The sequence below is a fragment of the Arthrobacter alpinus genome (genome assembly GCF_001294625.1).
Taxonomy (GTDB): domain Bacteria; phylum Actinomycetota; class Actinomycetes; order Actinomycetales; family Micrococcaceae; genus Specibacter; species Specibacter alpinus_A.
Genome location: NZ_CP012677.1, coordinates 3806362 through 3823486 on the forward strand (window position 1 = coordinate 3806362; position 17125 = coordinate 3823486).

A 17125-nucleotide genomic window follows, 5' to 3' on the forward strand; every position below is an offset into this window, starting at 1 on the left:
TTTCCAACTGCAAAAATTTGTGGAGTAGTCAAGCGGATAAGGCCGCGTATCCGGCTCCGCGGAGGTTTTCTATGAGTCAACGCGGAGTCTATCTTTTCCACTGTCCAGCGTGTTGAATGGGGCAGAGTGCACATCACTGAATGTGTACTCAAGTTACCGGTTGTGGATACGCGAGGCGTATCACCGGTAGGGGGATACGTCAGGGGGAGACGATATGAAGGTCGAATATGTACAGCCGGTTGCTGTGCAGGATGATCCCATCTTTCGAGTTCGCTTGTGGACACCGCCTGCTAGGGACGGCTTTGCGTGGAGCGTGGACGATTGGGAGCTCACCGAGTGCGATCTTGATGACGTGCTCGACTGGGCGAGGCAGCACTCGGAAGGTAACCCGTTTGAGCTGTATGTGCGAGCGGGCTCACCGGATTTCTACCATCTTCGAGGTAGACCAGCTGACGGCGGCGGCACTCAAGAGACCATCATTCTTCACACCGATTAATCGGAAAACCAATGAAAGGTGTACTTATGCGTACTAAGAAGACCAACACTGGCAGACGAGATAGTCGTGCCAGACGCTGGAGAGCCGCGATGGTGGGAACGCTGTCGATAGCCTTTGCCCTCACAGGGCTGACGGTCGTCTCGGCTCCGGCGAACGCTGTTGTTGTCGGTGCCTGCACGATGAAGGCCAACGACCCTCATGCGTCCGTGCACGTCAGCGGAACGATCAACTCCGAAGGCACGTTGAAGTGCACGATCGGTATGACCGAGATCTACCTCCGCACATATCTGGAGAAGTCCGGTGGACCCACCTGGGGTGGCAATACGGAGTCGTGGCTGAACGCCACCGCCGGTAAGACTTACAAGAGCGTCGCGAACACCTCATGTTCGCAAGGTCCCGCCACGTTCCGCACTCGTGTGGCATACACTTTGCAGTCGCCTCCAGGCGTAAGCCCCGCATACACGGCGAACAACATCTACTCCCCGTGGTTTGGCCTGGCCTGTGGAGTTGCCTTCCGCAGTACGCAAGCCGAAGAGTCCAATTCCGAATGGACAACGGAGAAGGCTCTCCCACCAGGTGTAGTGATGCAGAGAACACCTGATGGAGTCCAATTGACATTCGGTGCACAGAACTAAAGAAACGAGTAAACGTTGGGGCCGGACAACTTGTCCGGCCCCAACGTTGCGCTTACTCCCAAGGACTCCGAAAACGCTGAAGTCTTCGTCGAAATGACGCCAGTTCTTTGGTTTACTGTCGGCCAGCAGCTCAAAGCTCCCAGTGATAGATCCGCAGGCCCGACCGGGAATCTGGCATGTTGCTGAAAGAACTTCAACAGTACGGCAAACCCTGCTAGGGTCGCTCCTGACTTCCGAGCCAGCAATGCCAGGGGTCTGACCTGCAGCGGAACAGTGGTTGGCGCTAAGCCTTTGAGATTGGCTTTAGGTTGGTGTCATGCCTGTTGAATTTCTTAGTGATGACCAAGTAGCTGTGTATGGCCGGTTCTCAGGGCCGGTCTCGCAGGGCGAGTTGGAACGGTTTTTCTTTCTTGACGACCGGGATCTGGAGTTGGTTGCTCGCCGTCGTGGCGAGGGTAGCCGGCTGGGTTTCGGGGTGCAGCTTGGAACACTGCGGTTCCTGGGGACGTTTCTTGATGACCCGGTGGCGGTACCGAAAGCGGTTGTTGATTTCATCGCGACGCAACTTGGAATCGTTGATGGTTCCGTTCTGGGAGATTATGTGGAGCGGTCAAAGACGCCCTACGAGCATCGCTGGGAGATAGCCCGGGTCTATGGGTACCGACGTTTGTCGGAGCCCGAGACTGCCACGGAATTCAGGGGTTTCCTGACGGCTCGTGCGTGGACGCGGGCCGAGCGGCCGATTCAGCTCTTTGACCAGGGCGTGGCGTGGCTCCGTTCGGAACGGGTGCTGCTTCCGGGTGTGAGCATGTTAGCCAGGCTCATCGCCGAGGTCAGGGGCGCGGCTGGCGATCGATTGTCTTCGGTGTTGGCGGGACGGGTTTCACCGGATCTTGGTCGTAGTCTTGATCGACTGCTGACGGTGCCAGCGGATTCCCGGTCCTCGGGGTTGGAGCGACTGCGCCGTGCCCCTACCCGGGCATCGGGGCCGGAGATGGTCCGTGCCTTGGAACGCGCTGCAGAGATCGCCAAGCTGGGTGCTGGCGGCGTTGATTTGAGCGAGATTCCGGCGGGGCGCGTCCAGATGCTGGCTCGCTACGGACTGTCATCGGATGCGTCGATGCTGAGGCGCATGCCGGAGCATCGCCGGTGGGCGACGTTGGTTGCAACCGCCGGGGCGCTGCAAGTATCGGCGGTCGATGATGCCCTGGATTTGTTCTCCGTTCTGATGGCGACCAAGCTCATCGGGCCCGCTGTGCGTGCATCAGCCAAGGACCGGATGCGATCCCTGCCCCACTTGAGGCGGGCGTCGGTGACCTTGGCGGCGGCGGCAAAGGTCATCCTTGAATGCGTCGAGGACCAAGGCTTGGGGTTGGACCCGGCAGAGGCTTGGACCCGATTGCAAGCGGCCATATCTCGGGAACGGCTGATGGCCGCGGTTGCGACCATTGAGGAACTGGCACCAGACGCAGGGGACGACGCGGACCAGGGGCAGGCGGAACTGGTGAAGCGATACGCCACCGTCCGCCCCTTTGTGGCGGTGATCGCTGAGGTCCTGCCGTTGGACGCAACGCCGGCAGGCACTGCGCTTTTGAACGCGGTGAGGGGCTTGGGGAGCCTGGTTGGACGCAAGCGGGTGACCCGGGCAGAGCTCGTGGACGAGGTTGTGGTCGGGTCGTGGCGGCGACTGGTGTCTCCCAGCCCGGAATCGCCGGAAGAACTGGTAGATCACCGGGCGTACACGCTGTGCGTACTGGAGGCGTTGCATCGGGCGTTACGTGGGGTCTTGGTAGTAATGGGGACGGATTGAGCGCTAAGCCTCCAGGGTCGCTTTGGCGGTGGGGCGCCGTCCGATGCTTGCCTTATTGAGGTGCCCGTAAATGGTGGAGCGCGGGACCTGGAGAAGGTCGGCGATGCGTTGGACCGTATGGGTCCCCGCGTCGTAGAGCTGCTGGGCGTGGTGGGCCTGGTCGGGGGTGAGCTTCGGGCGCCTTCCTCCTGTTCGCCCGCGGGCACGGGCGGCGGCGAGTCCGTCGCGGGTGTTGGCGACGATGAGTTCTCGTTGGAGTTCGGCCAGGACGGAGAGCATTCCGAACATCGCACGTCCTTCCGCGGTCGTGGTGTCGATGCCTTGCTCGAGGACACGTAATCCCACACCACGCTCGCGGAGGGATGCACCGAGGGTCACCAGGTGGAGTACCGAGCGTCCGAGCCTGTCCAGGCGGGTGATGACCAGCTGGTCGCCGGCCCGGTTGGCCGAGGCGAGTGCCTTGTCGAGCTCGGGCCTGCTGGCCTTGGCACCGCTGGCATGGTCGAGGTAGATGTTTGCCGGGTCGACACCGGCGCGGGCCAGGGCATCTGTTTGGTGCTCAGGGTTTTGGTCAGCGGTGGAGACTCGCGCGTATCCGATCAGCATGTGTCGATAATACCGGTGCTGTATGGTTTGACGACGTTGATTTCTGGCACGGGTTTCCGACATGCTTTCCGCAGCGTGTCGCCGACAGGTTCGGGATGTCGTCAAATGACCGTTTATCGACGCTACGTTCAGCCGCAGTGTGTCCCATTTAGCCGTTAGTTGTCATTTTCAGTACTCGTCTGCACAAATTTCAGTACTCGTCTGCACGGCCTTGAGATGCCCGTAGGCGGAACCCTGAGTGGGACAGGCTTGACCATATTCGCTGCCAGGGGTTCCTGCTAGCGCCCCTGTCCGGCGCCTGTTTGACACCCTACGATCCCTGGAATACCGTTTGGGCATGCACCTTTGTGACTGATCGACGAGACCACGCGAGTCTTTTTGCGCGTTCTTACTTTTCTCGTCTCGATCTCACATTGGATACGACATGACTCAATTACCCCAAAATTCCTATCAGGCTGTCCTCTCGCGCCCGCAAGTGCCACTAACTTTCAGTGCCGCACTTGTTGGGCGTTTGGCCTATCCCTTGGTTTTCATTCCCCTTTTGCTTGCGATCGAAGCGAGCACTGGATCTTTCGCGGTTGCCGGTGCGGCAGTTGCCGGCTATGGCGCTACTGCCGGATTCCTTGCACCGCTTCGGGCCAAGGCAATCGATCTGTTTGGTCCGCGCCGGACCTTGCCGGTCCTTACGTTCTTCTTCTCGGCGTTCCTGATGGCCATCAGGGCGATCACCGCTTCGTCTGAGGCCAGCCCCCTCCTATGTACGGTCTTGGCCGGGCTGGCGGGCGCTTTCGCGCCGCCACTCGGGCCTGTGATGAGGGTGCTCTGGAAACGGCTTACGGATGGGCCGGCGATGCTCAAACGCGCTTTGACGCTCGATGCCGTGATCGAAGAGGTTCTCTATCTCATTGGCCCGGCCGTAGCCGGTCTCCTCATCGCGGTAGTGCCGGCCAACACAGTATTACTGCTTCCAGCAGCTCTAGTCTTAATCGGTACGGTCGGCATGGTGGCCTCAGGTTCTCTCAGTGATGCACCCGGCGGCAACGCAAAGAAGTTCTCCTCGCCCATCGAGGCCCGCCAGAAGCTGCTCGCCTCTCGGCCATTTCTGAGCTTGCTCGCCCCTGTTCTTGGGATCGGCGTTGCCCTCGGCATCATCTATGTAGCGGTGCCTGCATTTGGTGAAGTGCAGGGCAATGTCGCAGCAACCGGTTTAATTCTCGCTACCTTCGCTGCTGGTAGCGCGTTGGGCGGAATCCTGTACGGTCGCTTTGCATGGAGTCTGGCACCCATGCGGCAACTGCCACTCCTAGCTGCCGGGGTTGCGGTGGGGTCAATCGCGATGGCCGTTGCTTCCGGCGTTGTTACCTTGGGGATCATCGCAGCATTGACGGGACTCTTTTTATAGCCAGCGATGATTGCCGCGTATTTTGTAGCCAGCAGATTTGGCTCCGATGAGCAGGCGACGGAGGTCAACACATGGGTAAACACGTCTCAAAACATAGGATTAGCAGCGGGCTCCGCCCTGGCAGGCGTGCTGATAGAAACGTCTGGCACAACCATCAGCTTTTTTTCAGCTGGCGTTGCTGCTTTAGCCCTCGTATTGGTAGGACTATTCCTTGCTCGAGCGACAATCTTCCCGATCAAACAATCCATATAGGTCAGACACTGACTAAGAACCGGCCGACGAACAGTCGACCGAACCCCGCCCCGTAAGCCGGTCGGACACCGGCCCGTGGATTCATGCGGGCGCTGGAGCTGAAAAGTCTCTCCATGGCAGTTCCAGAGGGGAAGGGCTAACGGGAATTCCACTCGCAAGAACAGTCGTTCCGCGCACTTCGACTGTCGGTGGCACCGGGTAGGCTAACGACACCTAGCTAAATTGGAGGCCACTGTGGACCACTCTCATCCGAACGACATTTTCATCGGCGCCGATGGGGACAGGGTCGAAAAACCGTCCCTCGTCATCCACGGGGATAAGACTCTGAGCGGAACACACAATGGATCCGTGTGCGTGCACGACGGGACGCTCACGATCGTTCAAGGCGCGAACCACAACGGTTCGCTGACCGTGCTCGCGTCCGCACACGTCACCATCCACGGCGTGCATAATGGGTCCCTGTCAGTTGGTTCCTCAGCGACGAGTGAAGTCCTCGGTGCACAGAACGGGAGTGTGCACGTCGACGACGGTGGCACCCTTCTAGTGGCAAGCGGCGGCCGCCTCGCCGGATCCTTGACTGTGGCCGGTCGAATTGAGAATGCCGGCGTACGAGGCGGGACAGTAAACAATATCGGTGGAGAGATCATTGACCTTCCGGGGTCGAAGGTTATGGAGCCACAGCTCGGTGCAGATGGAGCGAACGTCTTTCGCTGGTAGCTCAGAGCTGCGATGAGCTCTCGAATCGTTACTTACGGTGAGGCGCATCGTCTATTGCGTGGCGTCCACTTAGCGGAACCTCTAACGGCACGACGGAGCTAGTCGTTGTTGCCTCGTGATGCTGGGGCAGTCTTAGTGTTGGGACTCTCGTGTCAGCGGTTACAGGTCAGCGGTTTGCGACGACGTCGAAGACCTCGCGCCCATGCAAACGGCTTCACGGAAGGCGGCTCAGGGTCAAAGCTGCTCTGGTGCACGGACAAGTTTTTCAATGAGGGATTCCAGATGTTATGTCACGGGCTGACTCTGGCGTACCGGCTCCCTGGATACTCTGGCTCCGCCAGGGGATTCGTATTACGATAGTACTCATGGAACGAAAACTACACGGGCAGCCAGTCTCGGAGGCCGAGATCGACCAGTGGGTCGAGGAAGCCGAGGCAGGCTACGACGTCGAAGACCTCAAGGCCCGCATGGGGCGCCCCGCCAGGGGTGCAACCGCTTCGCAGGTTGTGCCCGTGCGCTTGACCACCGAGGAGCTTGCTGCAGTCATGGAACGCGCTGAGCGCGAGCATCTGAACCGCTCCGAGGCGTTCCGCGCTGCGCTGTCGAGCTGGGCGCACACAGACAACACGCTTACCAGCTCATGATCGTTCGCGGCTCCGCGCACAAGCACGGAATCAGCGATGAGGACGGGATCGAGGCAGCCTCTTGGCCGTTCCGGGAGGTGCCGCTGGATGATGAAGATCCGCGGCGTTTCCTTCGTCTGGGATTTGATACCCGAGGCAGGCTGTTGGAACTCGTGGTGCTGGTCTGGGATGACGGGACCGAAGAACTCATCCATGCGATGAAGTGCCGGCCGCAGTACCTATCGATGCTCGACTGACAGCAACAGCTGGCGAGTATACCAACTCGTGCCCGGCTGGCCATAAGCAACACGTCATAGGGGAACGCTGAGCGGGACGCCTTGCGAGGTGAGCTTCAGGAACATGATCTTCTGAGCTGAGTGGCGGTTTCCGTTTGCAAAAAGTTTCAACGAACTCGAGTTCAGCACTCGTTTAGAAAGTCCGGCTGGGTACCAAGAACTCACAGCGATGCGGTAAGAATGAAGTGTGATGAGAAACCAGCAGCATCCCCCGGGGACCCGTAAGAAAGTACTCATATGGATGGTTGCCTTGTTCGTGCTGTTGGGCCTCGTCGTCGGTTGGGCCGTGGATCGCGCAACAAATCGCGGCGATGCACCAATGGGGAAAGCCGCGTCGGGTAACACCGTCCTCAGCGACATCGCGGGTATCTTTGATGAACAGCTTTCCGGATTTCAGGTGAGTTACACGCCGGCATTTGCCGACTACCTTGCGGCGGTTCGCCCAGGGGCACTGAATAGTGAGGCTTGGCCCGAGGCCGACTACGCCCTGTTCCATGTTCCGCGCACCTATGAATCCGATGCCAAAGCTGTCGGCATCGTGGTGTGGGTTGGCGAACTGGGAACCGCGACCGGGAGGGCAATGCTCTGCGCGGAGGTTGGCGTCGATCGTGCTGGGGCACGGATCCACTTGCAGGAGACGCGCTGCCCGGACAACGTGCCGTCCGAACCAGGACAGACCGACGCACCCCAGGAAAGGGCCGCGGTATTGGATCTGCCTGTAAAGATTCGAAGCAGTCTGGTGACGGGGCAGCCGGCGAAACGCGGCATGACCATGGCAGGGGTCCTCCCAGCGAATCCGGCCCGAGCCGGAGGACAGTGCTCCGCAAATGAACTGGACGCAACCTTTGACTCGGGCAATGCGGCAGGGAATACGGATGACTACATCCTTCGCGTGCAAAACGTTTCGGCAGAACCGTGTGAGCTATCGGAAGCGACCGGTATCGAAATCAACCAAGGCACGGAAATCCTTCGTCCACCATGGACTCAGCGTAGCTCCACCGTGACACTGCAACCATGGGAGTCTGCTGCGTCGGCAATATCATACAGGCCCGACGACATCTCATCGGAACACCAGATCATCACACTGCACCTGCCAGACGGCGATGTGATTGTGGGAGCGCCCGCCGGCCCCTCTGGAAGGGTGCTTGCGGTTTCGAAGTCAACCCAGATCAACGCGACACCATGGGAAGTTGTTGGGTACGGCGTAGGCGTTGGAACATGGGAGAACGGGTACGCCTTTGTCCATATTGCACCGCCTTGTCAGTCCCAGCAACTTGCAGTGACCACACCCCGACCGGAGGGCTCCTCGTCAGAGCAGGACGAGGCAGAGGAGCTCCCGTATCGGCTGTTGAACATCAGCACGGGCACGTGCCGCATTGATGCGGGCAGCTTTGCCGGCCTCGATACCGTGCCACCGTTAGACGTTGCAGCCGCGGTCGTGTTGCAGCCAGGAACCGCCGTCGATCTCGGCATCACTGGCGGGGCCCCGAATCTTTTCGACATCTTGGTCGTTGACGGAGTTCAGGTAAGCACAAGCGTTCGATGAGCGTCTTCGAGCTACTGACGTCCTATTTGGGGAACGTTTACCGGACGTCCTAATTCAGACTTGCTCGGCAAGGTAGTCGTAGCTGAACGGCAAGAGGTCGCTGGCAATAACGCTCACAAGTCCATGTGGCGTATCGAGGATTACGCGGATTCCTGGGTAGTAATCAACAAGAATCTGCCGATCCCGCCCGCACGGGCTTTTCACGCCTCGGTCATGATTTCCAACGGCCACAATGTGAGTTAATTCAGCTGCACCTGCGGAGCGCGCTGCTCCGAGCGCGACGAGCTCAGCGCAGGGACCGCCGGTGAAGTGGTACAGATTCACGCCTGAAAAGGTCCGTCCGTCTTTTGCTCGAACCGCAGCGCCCATTGTGTGCACACCATCTTCCCCAGGTCCGGCATCAGTGGTTGCATTGATTGTCTCGCGTGCCAGGCCGATGAGAGACTGCTCGATCTCTGACAAGGGGAGCGCAGAAGCAGGAAGTGGAGTGGGCATACCCCAATAGTACGAGGGCTAGTGTCCGCATCGGCTGTTCCACTGGGGGAATGTCGTACGGGATGCCCTTGACGGATCCTTCAGTGGGCAGATCTCACCCCGGTGAGAAGCAGCTCGAGGCCGGCAATGAACTGGTCGCGATCGTCGTGGCGGCTGAACTCTGCTGCTACGCGGGTGAGGAATGGGAAGCTGGTGGGCTCGAGCTGCTCCCAACGCTTTGCCCGCTTTGCGAGCCATTCTTCTTGAGATTGGCCGGCTGCGACTTGGGCGTTGCGTGTCATTTGAGCTGCGACGGCGATGACGTATGTGAAGATCGCGGTGGCCATGTTGAACTGCTGTTCCAGCGGTGTCCCGAATGCCTCGAGCGCGCTGCCAATCTGTTCGAGGGCTCGGAGTGTGCTGGGCAGAGTCGGCGCTTGTGCGAGGTGCGTTCCGATCCATGGGTGCTGCTCGAGCAGGTCGAACCAGGCCAGCGCGAGTGCGTGAACCGTGTCGAGAGGCTCGACCTCGACGGCGGTTGACGTCTGTCCCGCGGCGGTGAGTACTGCGTCGCAAGCGAGGTCGAGGAGTTCGTTACGATTCGCGACGTGCCAGTAGATGGCACCAGCGCCGGTGTGGAGGCGTTCGGCGAGCACCCGGAATGTGAGCCCGGACTCACCGGAGGCGTCGAGGATGTCGATCGCTGCTTGAGTGACTGCCTCTTGGGAGAGCGCGGTGGCGCTGGGTCTGCGCCCGCCGCCGCGTTCCTTTGCCATGGCTTCATCTTGACACAAATGGAACTATATTCCAATATGTAGTTATGGAACATAATTCCAATCCCGCTGTTGCGGCATCCTCCCGCCCCAAACCCTTCCCGCCCCAAACCCTTCGCGCCGTCTGGCCCGCTCTCGCCGGCCTCACTGCGGTATTCCTGATCGAGATGCTCGATACGTCCGTGTTGAACGTCGCGTTGCCGACGATCGCAAGGAATCTCTCGGCCACGGCTTCTGAGTTGCAGTGGGTAAGCGGCTCCTACTCGCTCGTCTTCGGCGGTCTGATGCTCGCGTTCGGTGCGATCGCCGACCGATTCGGTCGACGCCGCTTCATGCTGATAGGCCTTGTGTTGTTCGGTGTATCGAGCCTGTCGATTCTCTTGGTGTCTTCGGCAAGCGAACTGATTACGGTCCGGGTGCTGATCGGTATCGCCGCAGCGATGACCGCGCCGGGGTCGATGGCGTTGTCGTTTCGCCTGTTCGATGACGATGCCATGCGCGTTCGTGCGACAGCTCTGATCTCTACGGTCGGGCTCATCGGGCTTGCCGTCGGACCTACGGTCGGCGGACTGATTCTCGCTGTTGCTCCATGGCAGGTGCTGCTGCTGATCAACGTCCCGATCGCCGGGCTGGCGATCGTCGGCATCCGATTCGGGATCGCGGCAGATAAGCCCACCGATCTGCACCGCGTGCCCGTCGACCTCCTCGGCGCGGCACTGGGCACCGGAACAATAGTGCTCGTCCTCCTCACACCCACGCTGTTCGTCAACCTCGGCGGACGGAATCCATGGCCCTGGATCGCAGCAACTACCGCTATCGGCAGTGCGTTCGCGTTCATTGCCCGCCAACGGCACGCCGCACATCCACTCCTGGACGCAGCGCTGTTCACACGCCCCTCGGTCATCACCGGGTTGAGTTACCAAGCGGCAATCGGGCTCGCCACCGCGGGCCTCGGATACACAGTCTCCCTGCAACTCCAGCTGGCGTGGGGCTGGCCGCCCGCCCTCGCCGCGCTCGGCGTCCTCCCGCAAGTACTGACCATGATCTTCATCGGCCCATTCGTCGAGATCATCGTCCGAAAATGCGGCATGGACCGCGCCAGCGTGCTCGGCTCCACCGCAGTCATCGCCGGATTGCTGATCTATGCACTCCTGGGGCGCACCCACTACGTGTGGATCGCATTCGCACTCGTTTTCGTCGCCGCGGGAATGCGCGTGGTTATGATCACCGCCACCATCAACGTCATGCGCGGCCTACCCCCAGAGCGTACCTCCATTGCAGCAGCCCTGAACGACACCAGCCAGGAACTCGCAGCAGGCATCGGCATCGCCGTCACCGGAACGATCATCGCAGCTTTCATCGGCCATGCGCTCACCGAAACCCGCTGGAGCACAGCAACCACCAACGCATTCGAGAACGCCGTCACGCTCGGAGTCCTCACCCTCACCGCCGCCGCCATCGCACTCCTGACCGTCGCTCTCATCCGCGCACGGCACGAGCAGCCAGAACAGCACGGGGCGTAGAGCCCAGCGCAATCCCTGCCCGCTAGGGGAACCTCTACCGGGCTGCATGGCGGATACGGACCGGTGAGTGTGGGTGAAAGCTTGAGAGGGTGAAACTCTAGTGCGCCGGTCAGAGTATTGCGGTCAGTACTCCGCCGTCAGCGCGCACGGCAGTTCCGTTTGTCGCGGAGGAAAGGGGACTTGAGAGATACACGGCGAGGTTCGCGATTTCGGCGGGCTCGATAAAGCGCTCAAGGAGAGATGTCTGGTTGCCACCAATGATCATTGCTTTCATCTCATCCGCTGACATTCGCTGCGACTCAGCGATGTCATGGATGGTACCGGCAACACCGTCAGAGTAGGTCGGGCCACCGAGGATCGTGTTGACCGTCACACCGGTACCGCGGGTGAGCTTGGCGAGACCGTTGCTCAAGGCGAGCATCCCTGCTTTCGTCACGCCGTAGTGCATCATGTCAGCGGGTACGTTTACACCTGATTCGCTGCCTACGAAAATGATCCGACCCCAGCCAGCATCGATCATCCCGGGTAGTAGCTCTCTGGAGAGCCGGACTCCGCTCATCACGTTTACCGCGAAGTAGCAAGACCAGTCATCGTCAGATATTTCAGTGAAGGGCTTTAGCCCGAAGAGACCGACGTTATTGACAAGGATGTCGACGGCCCCGAGCGAGCTGAGTAGCCTTTGCACCGCCGAGGCGTCTGTGAAGTCCGCCGCAATGCCGGCAACGACCCCGCCAGGCACTTCGGCTTGAAGGTTCTTCACCGATTGCTGGAGGCGGCTGGCATCGCGGCCGTTGATAACCACCTCGGCCCCCTCCTGGAGGAGAGCCTTCGCGATCGCGTACCCAATCCCTTGCGTTGAACCGCTTATAAAGGCGCGTTTGTTTGACAGCTGCATGTCCATGGTCGTTCTAGCCTCTCATTATTGCTTGCTCAGTCAAGTAAAGATAGTCAAAATTGTTTGCCCAGTCAAGTAAACAGGTAACCTGTATGCATGACTGATTCCAGCGTCCCAAACCTCCTCAAGGGAGATAACCTCATGTCGTGGGCAGCTCTTGCGACGGTATTGGAATGGCTGCCTGCCGCACTCGATGCGCCTTTGGTTCGTAATTTCGACCTCACGCACTTCGAGTACGGCATCCTCTTTGCCTTGGCTGACGCGCCGAACCAGACGCTGGGGATGACTGTCCTGGCCGGCTATGCCAATAGCTCGCTTTCTAGGCTCTCTCGAGCAGTATCGCGGATTGAGGGTCGCGGTTGGGTGCAGCGCAGTCGGGACCCCTTGGATGGGCGGTCCACCTTGGCCTCCCTGACCGAGGCCGGGCTAGCCATGTTCGAAAAAGCCACGCCCGTGCATTCTCGGACCGTCACGAAATTAGTCCTAGAGCCCCTCACAAACGCCCAACGAGATCAGCTGCGCGATATCAGTCTTCGGATCCAACACGCGATTCGGGAGCAGGAGAGTTGGTGGGCAACAAGCACCCACTCTTCCGACACTGACTAACCTCGATATTTCATTGGCACGGGCAAGGGTCGCTGGATCTCGAAAATAAAAGTAAGTTCCGCCGGAACGCCAATGCATTACGGCTTGATGCTGGCGCCCCACAGCCGTCCCGTATTACGGTCTTCCACCCGAGCGGGTGCAGACGACTTCGGAAATTTGCGAAGCTGTGTGCTTCTGCAGGTGTCACATTCGCGTATACCCGGCCCGAGAAAAAGCCCGGTGATGGGGCGGCAGATTCGATCGATAGAATCCCCCGGGCGCTAACTGGGACACACTGCGGCTGAACGTAGCGTCGAGAAACGGTCATTTAACGACATCCCGAACCTGTCGGCGACACGCTGCGGAAAGCATGTCGGAAACCCGTGCCAGAAATCAACGTCGTCAAACCATACAGCACCGGTATTATCGACACATGCTGATCGGATACGCGCGAGTCTCCACCGCTGACCAAAACCCTGAGCACCAAACAGATGCCCTGGCCCGCGCCGGTGTCGACCCGGCAAACATCTACCTCGACCATGCCAGCGGTGCCAAGGCCAGCAGGCCCGAGCTCGACAAGGCACTCGCCTCGGCCAACCGGGCCGGCGACCAGCTGGTCATCACCCGCCTGGACAGGCTCGGACGCTCGGTACTCCACCTGGTGACCCTCGGTGCATCCCTCCGCGAGCGTGGTGTGGGATTACGTGTCCTCGAGCAAGGCATCGACACCACGACCGCGGAAGGACGTGCGATGTTCGGAATGCTCTCCGTCCTGGCCGAACTCCAACGAGAACTCATCGTCGCCAACACCCGCGACGGACTCGCCGCCGCCCGTGCCCGCGGGCGAACAGGAGGAAGGCGCCCGAAGCTCACCCCCGACCAGGCCCACCACGCCCAGCAGCTCTACGACGCGGGGACCCATACGGTCCAACGCATCGCCGACCTCCTCCAGGTCCCGCGCTCCACCATCTACGGGCACCTCAACAAGGCAAGCATCGGACGACGTCCCACCGCCAAAGCGACCCTGGAGGCTTAGCGCTCAATCCGTCCCCATTACTACCAAGACCCCAGATCGGTGTCGCGGTGGCAGCCTTGCCGTCCCGCACATAGCTGACCTCGACGGCGTCGCCGGCCCGCAGCCCGGCGGCGGCGCTGATTCCAAAGAACGTGAAGGCCACCTTGCCGGGGTTGATGGAGGCCTCCGTTTGGAGGGCGCCAACCAGCGTGGCCGTGGTGCCATTGTCGCTGGGAACAGGTACATCGCGTCCCAGGAGGCTGACAATGCCGGCCGTGACAGAGCTGGAGAGTCCCAGCGGAGCGCCAAGGGCCACCACCGGCTGGCCCACCAACACCTTCGAGGAGTCCCCGAGTGGGTCGGTGGGCAGGTCCTTGTCAGCGGTGACCTGCAAAACGGCCAGATCCGATTCCGGATCCCGGCCCACCAATTTTGCTTCCACGCTGCGGCCATCGCTAAAAACGATATCGATGGTTCCCGCTGTTGAAGCAGCTGAAATTGCGTGGTTGTTGGTGATGAGGTAACCCTCCGGGCGCACAATCACGCCGCTTCCGACGCCGCTTGCCTCACCATTGAGAGGGAGACGGTGACGACGCCGGGCAGCCCACCCTGGGTGTCCTGAACGGCGTCGCACGCCCCGCTGGCCGTGGCGGAGGCGCGTGTAAACCAGTGACCGAGCAAAGCGCCCAGCAGTCCCGCCAACATGGCCAAAACTGTTGCGGCCACAACAATCCATGTGGTCGGGTTCTGCTTGAACCAATCGCGGGGAGGCGGTGCGCATGGGCGTACTCCGATCAGGAAAACCACTGAGCACCTGGGGGTTTCCCCTGCTAGGACATCAGGGCAGAACTTTGCCTGTCGCCGCCCTGCAAATGGGTATCAGCCTGGGGGTTAGATGGCGCAGCCGTCCGGGCCGCACACCTGCGCGTCCGATCCATCAGAGGGAGCCGCGGCCACCATGGTCAACGGGTTGGCCTCCTGCCATGCCTGCTCCAGCGCCTGGCTGAAGACGTCGGCAGGCTGGGCACCGGAGATGCCGTACTTTCGGTCAATGACAAAGAAGGGGACCCCGGATACCCCCAGTGCGCGGGCCTCGGCAAAGTCATGGCGGACGTCGTCGGCATACTTGTCGGTGTCCAGTGCCTCGGTAATTTCGACGGCGGGCAGGCCGGCGTCCGTGCCAATTCGTACCAGTGCCTCGCGGTTGCCGATGTCCACCCCGTGCTCAAAGTGGCCTGACAGCAGGGCTTCCTTAACGGCGTCGCCCTTGCCATTGGCGGCTGCCAAGTGCAGCAGTTCGTGGGCCTTGAAGCTGTTGGCGACCACGACGCCGTCGAACTTATAATGCAGGCCCTCGCCCTCGGCCGCCTCCTTGACATGGCCCAGCATGCCCATGAGCTGGCTGCGGTCCATACCCTTGCGCTCAACGAGATAGTCGAGTTCGCTGCCATCGTAGTGCTCGGGGAGGGTGGGGTCCAGCTGGTAGCTGCGCCATTGCACCTGAACCGAATCCTTGTGCGGGAATGCGTTCAGCGCTGTCTCAAAACGGCGCTTGCCAATGTAGCACCAGGGGCAGGCCACATCGGACCAGATCTCAATCTTCATACTGGCGCAACGGGGCTGGCGCAGAGATTATTCCAGCGGCCGAAGCCGGGACCGGATAGGCTCGACCACTGGAAACGACGGGCTCGACCACCGAATCGGTGATCGAGCCCGTCGAGATCAATATTTAAGGCTGCCCCACCGGAACCCGGATCTCGGGCTTGCAGTGGCGTCGCATCCGGTGAAGGCAACCAAACTTAGACGGCCAGCAGCTGTGCGTCGGCCGTTTCGTGCAGGTAGTTCGAGTAGGCGGAGAGTGTCAGGAAGGTGGGGAATTCCTCGCCTAGTGCCACTGACTCGAAGATTTCCAGGGCGTCCTCGAAGCGGTCGGCGTCAAAGCGGGGCATCTTGGCGAATTCCTCCTCCAGCATCTCCTTGACCCAGTCGAAGGTGATCAGCTCTCCTGTATCGGTGATGGCCTGGCTGTGGATCCACTGCCAGATCTGGGAGCGGGAGATTTCCGCGGTGGCAGCATCTTCCATGAGGTTGTTCAGGGCCACGGCGCCGTGGCCGCGCAGCCAGGACTCGATGTACTGGATACCCACCCAGATGTTGTCACGGATGCCCTGCTCGGTGATGGTGCCTTGGGTGCCGGCGATGTTCAGCAGGGCCCTGTCGTCGAGCTCCACATCCTCGCGGGTGCGGCTGATCTGGTTCGGATTCCAGCCTAGAACCTCGTCGAAAACCTCCATGGCCACGGGCACCAGATCCGGGTGGGCCACCCAGGAACCGTCGAAGCCGTCGTTGGCTTCACGGGTCTTGTCGGCACGGACCTTCGCCATGGCGTTGGCGTTGGCCTCGGGGTCGCGGCGGTTGGGTACGAACGCGGCCATGCCGCCGATGGCCATGGCGCCGCGGGTGTGGCAGGCTCGGACCAACTGCTCCGTGTAAGCGCGCATGAACGGTGCGGTCATGGTGATCTGGTTGCGGTCAGGGAGCACATAGCGGGGGCCGCGGGTGCGGAAATTCTTGATGACCGAGAACAGGTAGTCCCAGCGCCCGGCGTTCAACCCGGCGGCGTGGTCACGGAGTTCGTATAGGATTTCCTCCATCTCAAAGGCGGCTGTGATGGTCTCGATCAGCACCGTTGCCCGGATGGTGCCCTGGGGGATGCCGAGCAGGTCCTGGGCCTGGATGAAGATGTCATTCCAGAGGCGGGCCTCCAGATGGTTTTCAATCTTCGGCAGGTAGAAGTACGGGCCCTTGCCCTGGGCGATGAGGCGGCGGGCGTTGTGGAAGAAGAACAAGCCAAAGTCCACGATCCCGCCGGCCATCGGCTTACCGTTGATGAGCAGGTGCTTCTCCGGCAGGTGCCAGCCGCGGGGCCGGACCACAATGGTGGGCAGCTCCTCCTGCGGCGCCAGCTTGTACTCCTTGCCTTCGGGGCTGGTGAAGTCGATGCGGCGTTCCAGTGCGTCGATCAAGTTCAGCTGGCCACGGATCACATTGCCCCACGTGGGGGTTGAGGAGTCCTCCATGTCGGCCAGCCATACCTTGGCCCCGGAGTTCAGGGCGTTGATGGTCATCTTCTTATCCACCGGGCCGGTGATCTCCACACGGCGGTCCTCCAGGCCCGGGGCCGGAGGGGCCACCCGCCAGCGGGGGTCCTCACGGATGGCGGAGGTGTGGCTGAGATAGCGTGGGTCCGTACCACTGAGGATCTGGCGGCGACGTGTTTGGCGGGCTTCCAGCAATTGTGCACGGCGCGCCGTCGTCGTGCGGTTCAGGGCGGCGATGAAATCCAGGGCCTCGGGGGTCAGGATTTCTTCCTGTCGGTGGATGGGGGGTGCGGTCAAGGTGACGCCGTTAAACGTGATGCCGTTCAGGCTGTTCGTTGAGTTCATTTCGATGCGCTCCAAGTCAAAAGTGCTGCTG

General features: G+C 60.8%; 18 protein-coding genes. 10 read left to right on the plus strand and 8 right to left on the minus strand.

Annotated features, from left to right (window positions below; genetic code table 11):
* The first annotated feature begins 585 nt into the window (after positions 1–585).
* Together AOC05_RS17420 and AOC05_RS17425 are read left to right on the plus strand one after the other, a co-directional pair.
* On the plus strand, positions 586–1131 hold the full coding sequence (locus AOC05_RS17420) for a hypothetical protein (RefSeq protein ID WP_062008748.1): 546 nt from the start codon (positions 586–588) through the stop codon (positions 1129–1131).
* 316 nt (positions 1132–1447) lie between these two features.
* Positions 1448–2941 carry a DUF4158 domain-containing protein gene (locus tag AOC05_RS17425; protein ID WP_231687141.1) on the plus strand — a complete coding sequence of 498 codons (1494 nt, stop codon included), beginning with the start codon at positions 1448–1450 and terminating at the stop codon, positions 2939–2941.
* Positions 2942–2944: 3 nt separating this feature from the next.
* On the opposite strand, the gene AOC05_RS17430 is transcribed toward AOC05_RS17425, so the two are convergent.
* Positions 2945–3547 (minus strand): recombinase family protein, encoded by a 603-nt coding sequence (locus AOC05_RS17430; protein ID WP_062008750.1) that lies wholly within the window; start codon positions 3545–3547, stop codon positions 2945–2947.
* A gap of 424 nt (positions 3548–3971) precedes the next feature.
* Between AOC05_RS17430 and AOC05_RS17435 the strand changes: the two genes are divergently transcribed.
* From AOC05_RS17435 to AOC05_RS17455, 5 genes are all read left to right on the plus strand, one after another.
* Positions 3972–4949 carry an MFS transporter gene (locus AOC05_RS17435; RefSeq protein ID WP_062008752.1) on the plus strand — a complete coding sequence of 326 codons (978 nt, stop codon included), beginning with the start codon at positions 3972–3974 and terminating at the stop codon, positions 4947–4949.
* Between the two features lie 486 nt (positions 4950–5435).
* Positions 5436–5918 carry a hypothetical protein gene (locus AOC05_RS17440; protein WP_062008754.1) on the plus strand — a complete coding sequence of 161 codons (483 nt, stop codon included), beginning with the start codon at positions 5436–5438 and terminating at the stop codon, positions 5916–5918.
* A 365-nt stretch (positions 5919–6283) separates the two neighbouring features.
* Positions 6284–6562, plus strand: coding sequence for a ribbon-helix-helix protein, CopG family (locus AOC05_RS17445; protein WP_062009995.1), 279 nt, complete (start codon positions 6284–6286; stop codon positions 6560–6562).
* The gene (locus AOC05_RS17450; RefSeq protein WP_062008756.1) at positions 6559–6798 is read left to right on the plus strand and encodes a hypothetical protein; all 240 of its coding nucleotides are present in this window, start codon (positions 6559–6561) and stop codon (positions 6796–6798) included. The genes AOC05_RS17445 and AOC05_RS17450 overlap by 4 nt, the downstream gene beginning before the upstream one ends.
* Before the next feature lie 229 nt (positions 6799–7027).
* Positions 7028–8383 (plus strand): DUF4232 domain-containing protein, encoded by a 1356-nt coding sequence (locus AOC05_RS17455; RefSeq protein ID WP_082358061.1) that lies wholly within the window; start codon positions 7028–7030, stop codon positions 8381–8383.
* 54 nt (positions 8384–8437) lie between these two features.
* Here the strand turns inward: AOC05_RS17455 and AOC05_RS19110 are convergent, their stop codons facing one another.
* The gene (locus AOC05_RS19110) at positions 8438–8878 is read right to left on the minus strand and encodes a cytidine deaminase family protein (RefSeq protein ID WP_082358062.1); all 441 of its coding nucleotides are present in this window, start codon (positions 8876–8878) and stop codon (positions 8438–8440) included.
* 80 nt (positions 8879–8958) lie between these two features.
* Positions 8959–9633, minus strand: coding sequence for a TetR/AcrR family transcriptional regulator C-terminal domain-containing protein (locus tag AOC05_RS17460; RefSeq protein ID WP_062008761.1), 675 nt, complete (start codon positions 9631–9633; stop codon positions 8959–8961).
* 44 nt (positions 9634–9677) lie between these two features.
* Between AOC05_RS17460 and AOC05_RS17465 the strand changes: the two genes are divergently transcribed.
* A complete protein-coding gene (locus tag AOC05_RS17465; protein ID WP_062008763.1) occupies positions 9678–11153 on the plus strand; it encodes an MFS transporter in 1476 nt (491 codons plus the stop codon).
* Positions 11154–11262: 109 nt separating this feature from the next.
* Here AOC05_RS17465 and AOC05_RS17470 read toward each other — a convergent pair whose 3' ends face one another.
* A complete protein-coding gene (locus AOC05_RS17470) occupies positions 11263–12054 on the minus strand; it encodes an SDR family NAD(P)-dependent oxidoreductase (protein WP_062008765.1) in 792 nt (263 codons plus the stop codon).
* A gap of 90 nt (positions 12055–12144) precedes the next feature.
* On the opposite strand from AOC05_RS17470, the gene AOC05_RS17475 reads away from it, so the two are divergent.
* Both AOC05_RS17475 and AOC05_RS17480 read left to right on the plus strand, forming a co-directional pair.
* Positions 12145–12654 carry a MarR family winged helix-turn-helix transcriptional regulator gene (locus AOC05_RS17475; protein ID WP_062008767.1) on the plus strand — a complete coding sequence of 170 codons (510 nt, stop codon included), beginning with the start codon at positions 12145–12147 and terminating at the stop codon, positions 12652–12654.
* 412 nt (positions 12655–13066) lie between these two features.
* On the plus strand, positions 13067–13669 hold the full coding sequence (locus AOC05_RS17480) for a recombinase family protein (RefSeq protein ID WP_062008750.1): 603 nt from the start codon (positions 13067–13069) through the stop codon (positions 13667–13669).
* On the opposite strand, the gene AOC05_RS17485 is transcribed toward AOC05_RS17480, so the two are convergent.
* The 4 genes from AOC05_RS17485 to aceB form a co-directional block, all read right to left on the minus strand.
* Entirely contained in the window at positions 13614–14192 is a 579-nt protein-coding gene (locus AOC05_RS17485; RefSeq protein WP_062008769.1) for a S1C family serine protease, read from the minus strand. The genes AOC05_RS17480 and AOC05_RS17485 overlap by 56 nt on opposite strands.
* The gene (locus AOC05_RS19880; RefSeq protein WP_062008771.1) at positions 14189–14374 is read right to left on the minus strand and encodes a hypothetical protein; all 186 of its coding nucleotides are present in this window, start codon (positions 14372–14374) and stop codon (positions 14189–14191) included. The genes AOC05_RS17485 and AOC05_RS19880 overlap by 4 nt, the downstream gene beginning before the upstream one ends.
* 165 nt (positions 14375–14539) lie before the next feature.
* A complete protein-coding gene (locus AOC05_RS17495; RefSeq protein ID WP_062008773.1) occupies positions 14540–15253 on the minus strand; it encodes a DsbA family oxidoreductase in 714 nt (237 codons plus the stop codon).
* Between the two features lie 194 nt (positions 15254–15447).
* Positions 15448–17094 carry a malate synthase A gene (aceB, locus tag AOC05_RS17500; protein WP_062008775.1) on the minus strand — a complete coding sequence of 549 codons (1647 nt, stop codon included), beginning with the start codon at positions 17092–17094 and terminating at the stop codon, positions 15448–15450.
* Between the last annotated feature and the right edge of the window lie 31 nt (positions 17095–17125).